This window comes from Amycolatopsis sp. lyj-346 (assembly GCF_046548975.1).
Classification (GTDB): Bacteria; Actinomycetota; Actinomycetes; order Mycobacteriales; family Pseudonocardiaceae; genus Amycolatopsis.
The window spans coordinates 18245-31757 of sequence record NZ_JAJPWT010000010.1 but is presented as its reverse complement, the minus strand read 5'-3'; the positions used below and the strand labels follow the sequence as shown (position 1 = coordinate 31757).

The window sequence follows — 13513 nt, the reverse complement described above, 5'->3', positions numbered from 1 at the left end:
TCACATCGCTTCCTTCGCCGTGGAGCCGAGCTGGTACATGTGGCAGCCGGGTTGCAGCTTCAGGTTCTGCGTGCGCAGGTGCCCGGTCCGGTCCCGCCACTGCAGGTGCACGTCGAGCGGTCCGCTGACGTTGTGCCCGAGGCCGATCTGGATGTCGAAGCTGCGCCGTCCGGCCTCCCCGCTGCTGCCGTCGACCCGGCCGAGGTACTTCTTGCCGTCCGAGGTCGTGACCGTGACCTGGGCGCCGATCGCCGGCGAACCGGCCGCGGGCAGCGGGCCGGGCGCCACCGGGGCGTCGGTGAACAGCTTCAGCTGCAGGGCCTTGCCGGGGTTCGGGCTGTCGTTGTGGTAGAAGATCGGCTGCTCCCACTGCCGCGCCACGGCGAACTCGGGCAGACCGTCACCGTCGGTGTCACCGACGCCGATGCCGCGGGTGGGCACCGGAACCGCCAGGCCGAGCTGCGGCGCGAGGTCGGTGTACCGGCCGTCGGAACTCTTCACGAAGAAGTGCAGCGTCTGGTCACCACCGATGTCGTCACCGGCGCGGGCGTTCGGCCACCACAACGGGTTGGACAGCAGGCCGTCGTGAGCGGTGGCGATCTCCTGCAGGTTCGGCCAGCGGTTGACCTGCCCCTTGACGAACCCGGTGGCCTGGGCGATCTGGTTCTCGCCGCTGTTGTTGAAGTCCTGGATCTTGACGTCCCAGCCCCAGCCGGACCACGCCGTGCCGTGCTCGGCGCTGTCGTCGTGGAACGGCGCGACACCGTCCTTCAGCTGCTTGGTCAGGTCCGCGTTGTCCTTGGCCTTGTTCATGAACTGGAAGTTCGACTCCTCGATGCCCCACGACGTCGTGATGTTGCTGACGAACAGGTCGTAGAGGCCGTCGTGGTTCAGGTCGCCGAAGTCGACGCCCATCCCCTTGAAGGAGTCGTGGCCCAGCACCTTCGACTTCGGGTCGTCGAACCCGCGGACCCCGGTGACCTCGGAGAGCTCGATCTTCCCCGGCGTCGACCGGTTGTACAGCAGGTGGTCGTGGCCGAAGTCGTTGGCGATGTAGAGCTCCGGCAGGTTGTCGCCGTCGATGTCGGTCGCGCTGGAGGCCAGCGTCCAGCCGAGGCGGGCGCTCTCCGGGATGCCCTGGGAGGCATCGATGTACTGGGCGCTCGGGTGGGCACCGGAGGTGGCCCCGGTCCAGCGGAAGATGAACTTGGCGCCCGAGTTCACCGCGTGCGACATCGACTGGTTCAGCGTGATGCCGCCGTCGGCGTTCGGGTCCAGCACCCGGCTGTCCGGGAAGTAGTTGCCGACGAAGACGTCGACGTGCCCGTCGCCGTCGAAGTCGCCGATGGTGACGGAGTCGGTGTTCCACAGTGGACCGTTGTACTTGCCGTCGGCGCCGCGGAAGTTGCCCGGCACCAGCTCGGTCGGCTGGAACGCGGAGGCGTCGAACTTGGTCGCGGTGGCCTTCTGCAGGAACAGCACCGGGGTGCGGCCCCAGTAGTAGGCGAGGATGTCGGTCCGGCCGTCTTCGTTGTAGTCACCGGGGACGCAGCCCATCGGCGCCATGTAGTCCCACGTCGGCAGGGCCGGCGCGGGGTCGAGCTCGAAGGGCGCGTACCGCGGGCCCGAGTCCGGCGTCGGCGTGATGACGACCTGGTCGCTGCGCGGGTCGACCAGGCACAGGTCGTTGGTCTTGCCGCTGCCGCTGATGTCGTTGATCGCGATCGCGGCCCCCACCGAGGAGATCCAGGCCGCGATCTTCTCGTACTCCTTGTTCACCGTCCGGATCGACTGCGACTTCTTCGCCGCGGGCAGCGCGATCGTCATCGGGGTGAAGCGGAACTTGTCCGCCATCGTGTCCTGCTCGGCGGCGGAGACACTGGGCAGGCGCGCGACCAGGAACAGGCCGAGGATCAGCACCAGCGCCACGATGCCCGCCAGCTGCTTGCGCAGCCAGCCGAAGGTCGTGGTCATTTCTTCTTACCTCCGTGGGTGAGGACTTCGTCGGCAATCCGCTGCCGCCAGGTTTCGAAGGCCGGGACGTCGTCGCCGTCGACGACGACGGCCGGGCGGACCTCCTGGGTGATGGCCGCGGCGCGTTCGGCGGACATGCCGCAGATCGCGCGGGCCGCCATCTCCGTCTCCGGGATCATCAGGCCCGAGCGCACCCGGCACTCGGCGGCGAAGGCGCTCCCCTGCGCCAGCTGCCCGCGGTGGATGCCGGCGCGGTCGACCAGCTCCGCCAGCTCGTCGGCGGTGACACCGCACGCGTAGGTGGAGGCCAGCCCCACCCCGGCGTACAGGTCGCCGTGGCGCGACTCGGGGAACTCCTCGATCGTCTTGGCCACCAGCTCGACGTCGGTGCCGCAGATGAACCACAGCGCCCGGCCGATGCCCTGGTCGATGGCCCGCAGCGCGTAGCCGTCGTAGCGCCGGTCCGGCCAGGAAAAGCCGGCGTCCTGGTGCTGCTGCTTTATGTACTTCTCGGTCTTGAAGTACGCCTGGTGGAAGCCGTACCCGTCGAGCACCAGCCAGCGCAGCAGCGGGTCGAAGCCCGACGCCTTCGGCCACGCGAACCGGGGGAGCCGGCACATGGCCCAGCCGACCCCGACGTAGATGATGTAGTCGTGTTTCTCGCCGGGGCCGGCCAGGAACTCGGCGACGTTCGTGCTCTTGCCGAACGGCAGCCCGTCGAGAACGCCGTACCCCATTCCGGCGCCTTCGTAGGCGAAGCCGCGGAATTGTGTCGGAATTTGTTCGAGCCATTCCTCGGCTTGCTCCGGCGAACGCGCTTCGACCGCGTGCGCGTAGCCGAGGAGGAATTTCTCCCCGACCGTCTCGAGCCGTTCTTGAGCGGCTGGGCTCTTCCTGTGGAAGCCGCGCTTGACCAGCGAGGTCTCCGAAACGTCCGGTGTCAGGATTCGGCGCCTGAGCGCACGCCAACCATTGCCCAACGCACTCTCCCCCTTTTCGGGTTCCATCATGTGCTTTTCGGGGTCCGGGTGGCGAAGCCCCCGGCCTGGGGCGAGGCCCCGGTTGTCACAGCTTCCACGCTCACATAAGCCGTGGTCACGGGTCTACTCCACAGTTGCGAGCGCCGCGGGATCAACCCGCGACGCGCAGCGTTCCCGCACCGAACTCGGCCCGGATCCGCGCCCGCCACAGCTCGTACGGCGGGACGGGGCCGACGTCGTCGAACGGCACCTCCGTGCGGTCCGCGAGCGCCTCGGCGGCTTCGACGGTGAGGTCCGCGAGCACGGCCGCGGCGAGCCGGCTGTGCTCCGGCACGTACGTCGAATAGGTGCGCGCCTTGATCGCGAACACCACGCCCAGCGCCAGTTCCGCGTGGTGCGCCCCGGAGAGGCGGCGCAGCGCCGCCAGCCCCGCCTGGCCGGCGCCGCCGGCGAACGTCGCCGCCAACCCGACCCCGCTCCACAGGTCCGGGCGGCGGGCTTCGGCGAACGCGTCCACCGCCGCGGCGACGGCCTCGGGCACCCCGCCGTGGATGAACCACAGCGCCCGGCCCACGCCTTGGTCGAAAGCACGCGGGAAGTAGTCCGCGCGCCCCGCCCACGGGTACGGTGCCGGCTCGGCCTGTTCGTCGATCCAGCGGCGGGTGTCGAAGTAGGCCCGGTCGAAGCCGTAGCCGTCCACCGCCAGCCAGCTCATCACCGGGTGGTGGTGGACGCCGGTCAGCTCCGGCAGGATGTTCTTCCACAGTGGACGCGGCAGCCGGGCCATCGCGAACCCGATCCCGATGTAGGTGAGGAAGATGTGCGGCTCCCCCGGGCCTTCCAGCAGGGCCTTCGTGCGGTCGCGGCCGCCGCCCGGCATCGCGTCCAGGATCGTGTAGCCCATGGTCGCGCCCTCGTACGCGAATCCGCGCTGCTCCGGCTCGACGAGCGCGAGCCGCCGTTCCAGTTCCCACAGGGAAGCGCCTTCGATCGCCCACTCGAACCCGCACACCACGGCCTGCGGCACCGCCTCCAGCCGGGCCGTCGCCGTGGTGGGCGTGATGGGGAAACCGCGCTCCTCGAACCCGACGGAGGCCAGTGACGGTGCGAGCACGCGCTTGCGCAGCACACCCAGGAAAGTCGACATCTGAAGTCCTCGTTTTCGTTCGGGTGGGTCAGGCCACGGCACGCAGGTGGGCCCGCTGCGCCGCGAGCATCCGCTGGCCGGCCGGCGACTGCCGCGACGCCAGCGTGATCGCGATCGGCGGGTCGATCAGGGACGGCGGGCGCAGCCGCATCGTCACCGTGGTCGGCTCGAACTCGGCCACCGTCGCCGCCGAGGTGGCGACGGTGAACGCGGGCCCGGACGGCACCTGCCGCACCGCACCGTGGTCGGCGACCGCGATCACCGTCCAGTTGCCCTCCGGCACGCCGTCGAGCGTCAGCTCGGCGGACCGGGTCTCGGCGAGCCCGCCGAAGGCCACCGGACCGCTCTGCGGCACCGCGTCGGCGAACACCCCGACGAGCACGGTGGCCGGCGCGGCGTCCTCCGGCATCCTCAAGCGCACGGTCAGCCGTCCGCTGCCCGACTGCAGGGACGCGCACGAACTGCCGGCCGCCCGCAGGGAACGCAGCGAAGGCAACCGCTGGAAGTACGCCGAGTGAGCCACGAGCAGCTCACCGACCTCGGGTTCGCGGTACTCGGTCGGGGTCATCCCGACCGCGCGGACGAACCGGCTGGTGAACGTGCCCACACTGCTGTAGCCGACGCTGCAGACGATGTCCGACACCGTCAGCGACGTCGTCAGCAGCAACCGCTTCGCCTCGAACAGCCGCACCGCGGTGAGGAACCGGCCGGGCGTCACCCCGGTCGCCTTGGCGAAGATGCGCGAGAAGTGGAACGGGCTCACGTACACCTCGGACGCGAGAGCCGAAAGCGTGATCGGCTCGAAGTAGCGATCAAGGATCATCTCGATCGCGCGCAGAACGGCGGGCTGGACCACCTGGTCGAGGTCCTGCCTGTAGCGCTCCACACCGGCCGCCGGCTCACCGCCGTCGGCACCCCCTGACGCAACCGATCGCAAGATCATCAGTCCAACCTCGAATTTCCTACGGCGTCAAAACCCATCGCCGCCAGGTAAGACGCCAGACCTCGCAGGCCGGTGGACCTCCGATCGAGAGTCGAAGGAGGACGGCGCAGCATCGGAACAGGGCCCGTGCGGGCCGCACGCGCCGGAAGTGCCGAACGCACCCCCGGCGCATGCGTCTCGCACGGGCCCGGTCTGACAGACGCTCGGATACGGCGGGTGATAGCGGCCGCGGATCCTCATCGCCCGGCCGCGGGGATGATCGGGACCTGGGGTTTGCCCGGCCGGCCCGGCCCGCGGGGGTTCGCGGCGGGGGTGGGAACCGTGCGGAACCCACGGGTCCGCCGCACGAAACACATCTTGACTCTGGTGGACGGTTCACTGGCTGGTGCCCCGCCGCTCTGTCACATTCGACAGTGGACAGCCCGGGGTCGACCACCACGATCCGGCGAGGCTGCACTGGGGAGCTCGAGACATCGGAGCAGGAACACTGGAGGCGCCCGGCATGTACTCCGAAAAGAAGCTATCGGACGGACTGGTCGGCGTGGCTCAACGACCGGTCAAACCACCCGAAGGTGTGGTTGAGTTCACCGTCCTCGGCCCGTTGAGCGTCCTGCGCGACGGCGTCGACTACGCACCGACCACACCGAAGATCCTGCAGCTGCTCGCCCTGCTCGTGATGCGGCCCGGCAAGATGGTGCACGTCGACTCGATCACCCAGGAGCTGTGGGCGAGCAATCCACCCCGGACCGTGCGGACCACGCTGCACACCTACATCTACCACCTGCGGCGGTGCATCGAGCAGAACAGCCTCGCCGAGAGCGCCGAGGCGATGCTCGCCACCCGGGCACCGGGGTACATCTTCCGGATCGACCCGGCCCAGGTCGACGTCTTCCGCTTCGACCGGCTCCAGCAGGAGGGCCAGGAACTGCTGCGCCAGAACGAGCACGCGGCCGCGGCGCTGCGCTTCCGCGCGGCGCTGGACCTCTGGAGCGGTCCGCCGCTCGCCAACGTCCACTGTGGACCGATGCTGGCACCGTACACGGTGGAGCTGCTGGAGCAGCGACGCCACACCCTGCACATGCTCATCGAGGCCGAGATCACCAGCGGGCGCCACCGTGAGCTGATCGGGGAACTGCGGTCGCTGACCGCGGGGAACCCGCTCGACGAGGCGTTGCACGGGCAGCTGATGCGGGCGCTGGGCCGCAGCGGACGCCGGTCCGACGCGATGGCCGTCTACCGCAGCATGCGCAAGCGGCTGAGCGAAGAACTCGGCGTCGAGCCGTGTGACGAGCTGCAGCTGCTCCACCGCGACCTCATCTCCGAGGGCGACCACCACTGACGCTTCCACCGCACGACAGAAGTGAGGATCAATGACCGCACGCACCCGCACCTACGGCCAGTACTGCGGACTCGCCCGCGCCATGGAACTCGTCGGTGAACGATGGGCGCTGCTCATCGTGCGCGACCTGGTGCTCGGCCCCAAGCGCTACACCGAGCTGCAGGCCGGCCTGCCGAAGATCCCGCCGAGCATCCTTTCGGCACGGCTCAACGAGCTGGAGGAGACGGGCGTGATCCGCCGCCGGATCCGCCCGGACCTCGACGCCGGCCTGGTCTACGAGCTGACCGAGTACGGCAGCGAGCTCGACCACATCCTGCTCGACCTCGGCCTGTGGGGCGCCCGCTCCCTGAGCCACCCCGGCCCGGACGACGTCTTCACCCTGGACGCGGCGATCCTTTCCCTGTACACGACGTTCCAGAGCGAAGCCGCGGCCGGCGTCCAGGTCACGTTCGAGATCCAGTACCACGACACGATGATCCTGCACGCGATGGTCGACGACGGGGCGCTCAAGGTCTCCGAGGGCCGCTACCCCGACGCCGACCTGATCATCCGCTCCAGCCAGGGCGCGGCCCTCCTGGACGTGATCGGCGGCCAGGTCACCCCGCCGGAGGCGGTGCGCACGGGCAAGGTCTCGATCGACGGCGACCTGCGCGACCTCGAGCTGTTCACGACCCTGTTCCGCCTGACGGCGGCCCCGGAGATCCAGGACGGGGTCTCTCTCCACTGAGGACGGTTCGAGCCGGCCGCGAGCCGGAGGGACTTCGGTCCCTCCGGCTCGTTCCCGTGCGCGGAAGGGCACCTTCCTCGCGGGTGCCGAGCTCCAACCGGCTTGCCCGCTCCTCCAGGTACCGCCGCTCCGGCACGCTCGCCGTACCCCGCGCCGCCCGCCGGTAGTGTTCCCTGGCCGCCGCCGGGTCACCCGCCTGCTCCAGCAGGTGCGCGCGCACCGCGTCGAACCGGTGGCTCTGCTTCATCCGGCTGTCGCCGGCGATCGTGTCCAGCAGTTCCAGGCCACGCGCCGGGCCGTCGACCATCGCCACCGCGATCGCCCGGTTCAGCGTCACCACCGGGCTGGGCGCCAGTTCCTGCAGCACCTCGTACAGCTGCGCGATCTGCACCCAGTCGGTCGTGTCCGTGCTCGGCGCCTCGTCGTGCAGGGCCGCGATCGCCGCCTGGACCTGGTAGCCCCCGACCGGGCCGCGGCCGAGCGTTGCGCCGATCAGCGCCGTCCCCTCGGCGATCATCGCCTGGTCCCAGTGCTCGCGGTCCTGGTCGGCCAGCGGCACCAGTGTTCCCCCCGGCCCGGTGCGGGCGGCGCGGCGGGCGTCGGTGAGCAGCATGAGCGCGAGCAGGCCGGCGACTTCGCCGTCGTCCGGCCGCAGCGCGCGCACCGCCCGGGTCAGCCGGATCGCCTCGTGCGCGAGCTCGGGCACCTGCAGCTCCGTGCCGGACGTCGCGGTGTACCCCTCGTTGAAGATCAGGTACAGCACCTGCAGCACGACCCGCAGCCGCTCGGCGTACTCCGCCGCCGCGGGCTCGCCGAACGTCGAGCCCGCCGCCGCGATGCTCTCCTTGGCGCGGGTGATGCGCCGGGTCATCGTCGCTTCCGGGACGAGGAACGCCTTGGCGATCTGCGCGGTCGTGAGACCACCCACCGCGCGCAGCGTCAGCGCCACCTGCGACGGCTCGGAAACGGCGGGGTGGCAGCACAGGAACAGCAGCGTCAGCGTGTCGTCCCGATCGGACGGCCGCTCCTCGCCGGGGCCGGCCACCGCGTCCGCGTCCGCCCGTTCGCGCACCGCGATGGACTCTTCCCGGCGCCGTCGTGCGCTTTCGCTGCGCCAATGGTCGGTGAGCCGGCGCGCGGCGACGGTGACGAGCCAGCGCTGCGGGTGGTCCGGCACCCCTTCGGACGGCCATTGCGCCGACGCGGCGATCAGCGCCTCCTGCACGGCGTCTTCGCAGGCGTCGAACTGGCCGTAGCGGCGCACGAGGACGCCGAGCACCCGCGGGACGAGCGGCCGGAGCAGCTCGCCGACCGCGGCCGGTCCGCTCACCCGGCGAACTCGGACTCGGCCTCCGCGTCGGCGAAGAACACCACCGGGCGGACCTCGATGCCGAGCCCCTCGATCTTCGCGTCCGGGATCATCGCGGCCACTTCGCAGGCCCGCTCCCGGCTCGCGCACTCGACGAGGTAGAAGCCCGCCAGGAACTCCTTGGACTCGGCGAAGGGGCCGTCGGTGACGGCCGGCACGCCGCCGGCGACCCGGACCACCGCGCTTTCGGCCGGGCCGCCGAGCGCCTGGGTGCTGATCATCTCGCCGGATTCGCGGATCCGGCGGATGAACTCGCCGTGCCCGGTCATCACCTCGTCCTTGTCCTGGTCCGACAGCCCGGCCCAGACGTCCGGGTTCATGTGCATCGCCAGCAGGTACTTCATTTCCGTCTCCCCGCGCTCGCTGACCACCTGCCGGCGAACATAGCCGATCCGGCACCGCAATCCACGAGTGGTCGGCGGCGGTGCCGCAGGAGGAGCATCTACGCCTCAGCACTGAACGTCCGGAGGACGCCCCCCATGCAAGACGTGCACGCCGACCTCGCCTCCGAGGCGGACATCCTCGCGGAACTGATCCGCGACCACGAGGGAACGGTGATGCTGCCCGTCGGCCGGTCGATCACCGCCCACCTGGCCGAACTGACGGTCATCGCCCGCCGGATCGTGCTGAGCGTCGAGGGCGACGAAAGCGCTGTCGCGCCCCGCATCACGAACTCGGGGATGCTCGGCGACGCCGTGGTCGCCTGGCGTTCGGAGCACCGCAAGGCCACGGACCTGCTGGCCACCACGACCGCGGACATCCCGTGGCCGGGCGGGGCGATGAAGCCCTCGGTGCTGGGTGCGGCCCTGCTGACGGCGGTGTTCGCCCGCGGCCAGGACATCGCGGACGCCCTGGGCGCGCGGCTCGAGCGCAACGACAGCGTCGGGCACGTCGCCTACTACGGCGTCCGCACCCGTGACGCCGCCTACGCCGGGCACGGCGAGCCTCCCGCCGGGCCGTTCCGGTTCGAGTTCACCGCGCCATTGGGCGCCCGCTGGGATTTCGGGCCGCCGGACACGGCCGACCGGATCGCCGGCCCGGCCGAAGACTTCTGCCTGCTGTTCACCGGCCGCCGTCCGCTCACCGGACTGGCGGTCACCGCCACCGGCGACGAAGCCGTCCGCTGGCTGGGCCTGGCGCAGGCGCGCCGCGATCCACTCTGGACGTCCGAAGTGGACTGACGGTCAGGCGAAACGGTCCGGGTCGCCGGCGCCGCGGCGGACGATTTCGGCCTCGCCCGAGGAGAAGTCGACCACCGTGGTCGGCTCGGTGCCGCAGTCGCCGGAGTCGACGACCGCGTCGACGGCGTGGTCGAGCTCCTCCTTGATCTCCCAGCCCTGGGTGAGGGGCTCGGCCACGCCCGGCAGCAGGAGGGTGCTCGACACCAGCGGCTCGCCGAGCTCCGCCAGCAGCGCCTGGGTGACGACGTGGGCGGGGATGCGCACGCCCACGGTCTTCTTCTTCTCGTGCATCAGCCGCCGCGGCACCTCTTTGGTGGCCGGCAGGATGAACGTGTAGCGGCCCGGGGTGGCCGCCTTGATCGCGCGGAACACCGCGTTGTCCACGACGACGAACTGGCCCAGCTGCGCGAAGTCCTGGCAGACCAGCGTGAAGTGGTGCCGCCGGTCGAGCTTGCGGATCGCGCGGATCCGGTCGAGACCGTCCGGGTTGTCCAGCCGGCAGCCCAGCGCGTAGCACGAGTCCGTCGGGTACGCGATCAGCCCGTCCTGCCGCACGAGGTCGGCGATCTGGCCGACGGCCCGCCGCTGGGGGTTGTCCTGGTGCACGTCGAAGTACCTCGCCATGCCGCGAGCCTAGGCCCCGGGGGCCGGCGGGCGCCGCACGCGTCTCCCACCTTGCTCCGATCACCCCCGAACCGGTGACCGGAGCCGGGCGCGGGCCGCACAATCCGCGGAGCGAACCCACGCGCTGCCACCCGGAGGCGATCATGACCGAACTGGTGCTGCCCGACCTCAGCCGACCGATGCTGCCCCGGCCCCGTGCCGTACCGGCGGCCGAGTACCAGTTCGACGGTCCGGCCGGGCGGGTGGGCCTGGCCGGGTTGTTCGGCAGGCACCGGCGGCTCGCCGTGCACCACCCGGCGCCGGACTGCAGCCGGCCGGGAGCCGCCGTGCGTGCGACGGAGACCGCCGCCGCGCTGCACACCGCCGGCACCCGCGTCGTGCTGGTTTTTCACGCACCGTACGCGAAGTTCGCACAGTACGGGCGCCACTTCGGCTGGGACCTGCCGGGGTACTCCGCCGTGAGCACCGGGTTCAGCGCGGACTTCCCCGCCACCCGGTACCTCGAGGGCACCGGCGGCACCGACGCTCCCGGGTTGAGCTTCTTCGTCCTCGACGGACGGATCGTGCTCCACGTCGGCACGATCGCCGTGCCGCACCTGGACTTCCTCGAACTCGTGGGTGTCGCCGGCGACCGCCGCCGCGACTGAACCAGTATTGGACCAGAACGGCCCGATCCGGCGGGAAACGCTGTGGCACGGCCACTCCTCGACGTACCGGCGAGCCGCCGGCATGAGATACGATTGGCCAGGACGATGACGACATCGCTCAGCCCGGACCACCCCGCCAGACCTGTGCGCCGCCGACCCGCCGGAGGACCGCCGCAAATGCCTCCGGTTGCCGCACTCGATCCCGCGCCGCTCTCACCCACCGCCGAGCCGCGCGGCACCACGGTCGTCGACCGGCGCCCGAAACTGGCGGCCTACCTGGCCGCGGGGATGATCACCGTGGTCGTCGCCGGGTTCGGGTTCGTCCTCCTCGCCAGCCTGCTGCCCCTGCCGATCAGCTCGTTCGAGGTCGGCTACGCCGTCTGCGCGGTCGCCGTGCTGCTGACCGTCCAGCTGCTGCACTACAGCAGGCCCTCGGTCCGGCTCGACTCGAGGACCAGCCGGCTGCTGCTCATCGTGCTGGCGGCGCTGGGCTACGTCCCGGTCCTGACGTTCGACGCCATGTGGGCCGCGATGCCGGTGTTCTTCGGGGGCTGCGTGCTGCTGTCGCTGCCGTCCCGGCTGGCGTGGCCCCTGTTCGGCGTCAACCTGGCCGCCGTGCTCTGGATCGAACTGGAGTTCGATCCGCCCGTCCTGGCGATCTACACCGTCTGCGGCGCGGCGTTCTACAGCCTGGTCTTCTACCTGCTCACCCAGCTCGCCCGGATGATCCGCGAGCTGCACCGCGCCCGCACCGAGCTGGCCCGGCGCGCCGTCGCCGAGCAGCGGCTGGCCTTCGCCCGCGATCTGCACGACCTGCTCGGCATCAGCCTCTCCGCCATCGCCCTCAAGGGTGAACTGGTCCACCGCCTGCTGCGGAAGTCGCGCGAGCAGGCACAGGCCCAGCTCATCGAGATCACGGCGATCGCGCAGCGCACGCTCTCCGACGTCCGGGCGGTGTCCCGCGGTTACCGCGAGCTGTCCCTGGAGAAGGAGTTCCGCACCGCGCAGTCCCTGCTCACGGCGTCGGACATCGCCGTCCGGGTCCACCTCGACCCGGACGACGACCTGCCGGTCCAGTCCCGCGCACTGCTGGCCAAGGTGCTCCGGGAGGGCGTGACGAACGTCCTGCAGTACAGCGAGGTCGAACACTGCGACATCGAGATCCGCCAGGTCGACGGCCGGGTCAGCCTGGCGATCGTCAACGACGGCGTGAACCCCGACGACGTCCCGGCCGGCTCCGAGCTGCTCACCCGGCTCCCCGGCGAGGTGGCCGCGCTCGGCGGCACGGTGACCACGGGGTTCGGCGACGACGGCCGGTTCCGCCTGCGGGTCGAGCTGCCGCTCCCGGACCAGGCCGGGGTGGCGGCCCCGGCCGACGAGGAGGACCGGAAGTCCGACGCCGAGTCACGGCGGATCCGGGTACTCCTGCCGGTCACCTTCGGGCTGCTCGGCATGATGGCGGTGCTGCACGAGCTGCTGCTGACCACCAACCTCTGGCACATCGCCATGGTCGTCGGGTCCGTGGCGGCCCTGCTGACCCTGCAGTTCGCGTACTTCAACCGGCCGACCACCCGGCTCCGCTCGGGGCAGAGCATCGCCATGCTGTTCGTCCAGGCCTGCCTGATCTACCTCCCGCTGCTGCCGCTGCAGCACGACTGGGTGAGCATGCCCTCCCTGCTGATGGGCTGCGGGCTCCTGGTTCTGCCGCCGGTCGCGGGCTGGCTGTTCTTCGCCGTGAACACCGGCGTCTACCTGTGGTTGCAGTACGTGGCCGGACAGGCCGGGCAGGACGCCCTGTACGTGATCCTCTTCTCCACCGGCACGATCATGATCGGGTTGATCGTGTTCGGCATGCTCTGGCTGTCCCGGCTCGAGGCCGAGCTGGACCACAGCCGGCGTCGGCTGGCCGAGATGGCCGTCGCCGAGGAGCGGCTGCGGTTCGCCAGGGACCTGCACGACCTGCTCGGCATGAGCCTTTCGGCGATCGCGCTGAAGAGCGAACTCACGGGGCGGATCCTGCCGCTGGACCGCGACCGGGCGACCGAGGAACTGCTCGAGATCCTGGACCTGACCCGGCAGGCCCTGACCGACGTCCGCTCCGTGGCCAGCGGTTACCGGGAGCTGTCCTTGGACAGCGAGTCCCGCACGGCCCGCTCGGTGCTGACCGCGGCGGATGTCCGGGTCCGGATGGAGATGCTCTCCGACGACCTGCCGGCACCCGTGCGCACGGTGCTCGCCGTGGTCCTGCGCGAGGGCGTCACGAACGTGCTCCGGCACAGCCGGGTCGAGACGTGCGAGATCGCCATGCACCGCACGGACGACGGCGTCGCGCTCGAGATCGTCAACGACGGCGTCGGCGGCGCGGGCCGACCGGCCGCCCGCCCCGCGAACCCGGAAGGCAACGGTTCCGGCCGGCCCCCGGGCGGCGGGGTTCCCGGCAGCGGCATCGGGAACCTGACCCACCGCGTCGCGGACGTCGGCGGCGAACTCACCGCCGGACTGGCCGACGACGGCCGGTTCCGCCTCCGCGCGGTCGTGCCGGTCTGATCGGACGGACCCGGGCCACGTCCACCCTGATTCCC

The 13513-nt window shown here is 70.9% G+C and carries 12 protein-coding genes; 5 read left to right on the top strand and 7 right to left on the bottom strand.

What is annotated here, in order from left to right:
* The 4 genes from ACLJQE_RS26950 to ACLJQE_RS26935 form a co-directional block, all read right to left on the bottom strand.
* A complete protein-coding gene (locus ACLJQE_RS26950; RefSeq protein ID WP_410642164.1) occupies window positions 1–1974 on the bottom strand; it encodes a CRTAC1 family protein in 1974 nt (657 codons plus the stop codon).
* A complete protein-coding gene (locus ACLJQE_RS26945; RefSeq protein WP_410642163.1) occupies window positions 1971–2981 on the bottom strand; it encodes a DUF1702 family protein in 1011 nt (336 codons plus the stop codon). Before ACLJQE_RS26945 ends, ACLJQE_RS26950 begins: the two co-directional genes overlap by 4 nt.
* A gap of 124 nt (window positions 2982–3105) precedes the next feature.
* Entirely contained in the window at window positions 3106–4101 is a 996-nt protein-coding gene (locus tag ACLJQE_RS26940; RefSeq protein WP_410642162.1) for a DUF1702 family protein, read from the bottom strand.
* 28 nt (window positions 4102–4129) lie between these two features.
* On the bottom strand, window positions 4130–5044 hold the full coding sequence (locus tag ACLJQE_RS26935) for a helix-turn-helix transcriptional regulator (RefSeq protein WP_410642161.1): 915 nt from the start codon (window positions 5042–5044) through the stop codon (window positions 4130–4132).
* A 502-nt stretch (window positions 5045–5546) separates the two neighbouring features.
* Here ACLJQE_RS26935 and ACLJQE_RS26930 point away from each other — a divergent pair.
* Window positions 5547–6383: an AfsR/SARP family transcriptional regulator gene (locus ACLJQE_RS26930; protein WP_410642160.1), complete on the top strand. Its 837-nt coding sequence runs from the start codon at window positions 5547–5549 to the stop codon at window positions 6381–6383.
* A 31-nt stretch (window positions 6384–6414) separates the two neighbouring features.
* A complete protein-coding gene (locus ACLJQE_RS26925) occupies window positions 6415–7110 on the top strand; it encodes a winged helix-turn-helix transcriptional regulator (protein ID WP_410642159.1) in 696 nt (231 codons plus the stop codon).
* Here the strand turns inward: ACLJQE_RS26925 and ACLJQE_RS26920 are convergent.
* The gene (locus tag ACLJQE_RS26920) at window positions 7049–8440 is read right to left on the bottom strand and encodes an RNA polymerase sigma factor (protein ID WP_410642158.1); all 1392 of its coding nucleotides are present in this window, start codon (window positions 8438–8440) and stop codon (window positions 7049–7051) included. The two genes, ACLJQE_RS26925 and ACLJQE_RS26920, sit on opposite strands and share 62 nt — an antisense overlap.
* The gene (locus tag ACLJQE_RS26915; RefSeq protein WP_410642157.1) at window positions 8437–8823 is read right to left on the bottom strand and encodes a YciI family protein; all 387 of its coding nucleotides are present in this window, start codon (window positions 8821–8823) and stop codon (window positions 8437–8439) included. Before ACLJQE_RS26915 ends, ACLJQE_RS26920 begins: the two co-directional genes overlap by 4 nt.
* Window positions 8824–8958: 135 nt before the next feature.
* Between ACLJQE_RS26915 and ACLJQE_RS26910 the strand changes: the two genes are divergently transcribed.
* Complete coding sequence (locus ACLJQE_RS26910; protein WP_410642156.1) at window positions 8959–9660, top strand: maleylpyruvate isomerase family mycothiol-dependent enzyme; 702 nt, start codon at window positions 8959–8961, stop codon at window positions 9658–9660.
* A 3-nt stretch (window positions 9661–9663) separates the two neighbouring features.
* Here ACLJQE_RS26910 and ACLJQE_RS26905 read toward each other — a convergent pair whose 3' ends face one another.
* Window positions 9664–10284, bottom strand: a complete 621-nt coding sequence (locus ACLJQE_RS26905; RefSeq protein WP_410642155.1) for an L-threonylcarbamoyladenylate synthase — start codon at window positions 10282–10284, stop codon at window positions 9664–9666.
* Between the two features lie 143 nt (window positions 10285–10427).
* On the opposite strand from ACLJQE_RS26905, the gene ACLJQE_RS26900 reads away from it, so the two are divergent.
* Both ACLJQE_RS26900 and ACLJQE_RS26895 read left to right on the top strand, forming a co-directional pair.
* On the top strand, window positions 10428–10931 hold the full coding sequence (locus ACLJQE_RS26900; protein ID WP_410642154.1) for a DUF899 family protein: 504 nt from the start codon (window positions 10428–10430) through the stop codon (window positions 10929–10931).
* 177 nt (window positions 10932–11108) lie between these two features.
* On the top strand, window positions 11109–13478 hold the full coding sequence (locus ACLJQE_RS26895) for a sensor histidine kinase (protein ID WP_410642153.1): 2370 nt from the start codon (window positions 11109–11111) through the stop codon (window positions 13476–13478).
* Window positions 13479–13513 lie beyond the last annotated feature (35 nt).

Bases quoted from the DNA above. Each gene is read 5' to 3' on its own strand.
- ACLJQE_RS26950 (WP_410642164.1), bottom strand. From the start codon at position 1,974: ATGACCACGACCTTCGGCTGGCTGCGCAAGCAGCTGGCGGGCATCGTG.
- ACLJQE_RS26945 (WP_410642163.1), bottom strand. From the start codon at position 2,981: ATGGAACCCGAAAAGGGGGAGAGTGCGTTGGGCAATGGTTGGCGTGCG.
- ACLJQE_RS26940 (WP_410642162.1), bottom strand. From the start codon at position 4,101: ATGTCGACTTTCCTGGGTGTGCTGCGCAAGCGCGTGCTCGCACCGTCA.
- ACLJQE_RS26935 (WP_410642161.1), bottom strand. From the start codon at position 5,044: ATGATCTTGCGATCGGTTGCGTCAGGGGGTGCCGACGGCGGTGAGCCG.
- ACLJQE_RS26930 (WP_410642160.1), top strand. From the start codon at position 5,547: ATGTACTCCGAAAAGAAGCTATCGGACGGACTGGTCGGCGTGGCTCAA.
- ACLJQE_RS26925 (WP_410642159.1), top strand. From the start codon at position 6,415: ATGACCGCACGCACCCGCACCTACGGCCAGTACTGCGGACTCGCCCGC.
- ACLJQE_RS26915 (WP_410642157.1), bottom strand. From the start codon at position 8,823: ATGAAGTACCTGCTGGCGATGCACATGAACCCGGACGTCTGGGCCGGG.
- ACLJQE_RS26910 (WP_410642156.1), top strand. From the start codon at position 8,959: ATGCAAGACGTGCACGCCGACCTCGCCTCCGAGGCGGACATCCTCGCG.
- ACLJQE_RS26905 (WP_410642155.1), bottom strand. From the start codon at position 10,284: ATGGCGAGGTACTTCGACGTGCACCAGGACAACCCCCAGCGGCGGGCC.
- ACLJQE_RS26900 (WP_410642154.1), top strand. From the start codon at position 10,428: ATGACCGAACTGGTGCTGCCCGACCTCAGCCGACCGATGCTGCCCCGG.
- ACLJQE_RS26895 (WP_410642153.1), top strand. From the start codon at position 11,109: ATGCCTCCGGTTGCCGCACTCGATCCCGCGCCGCTCTCACCCACCGCC.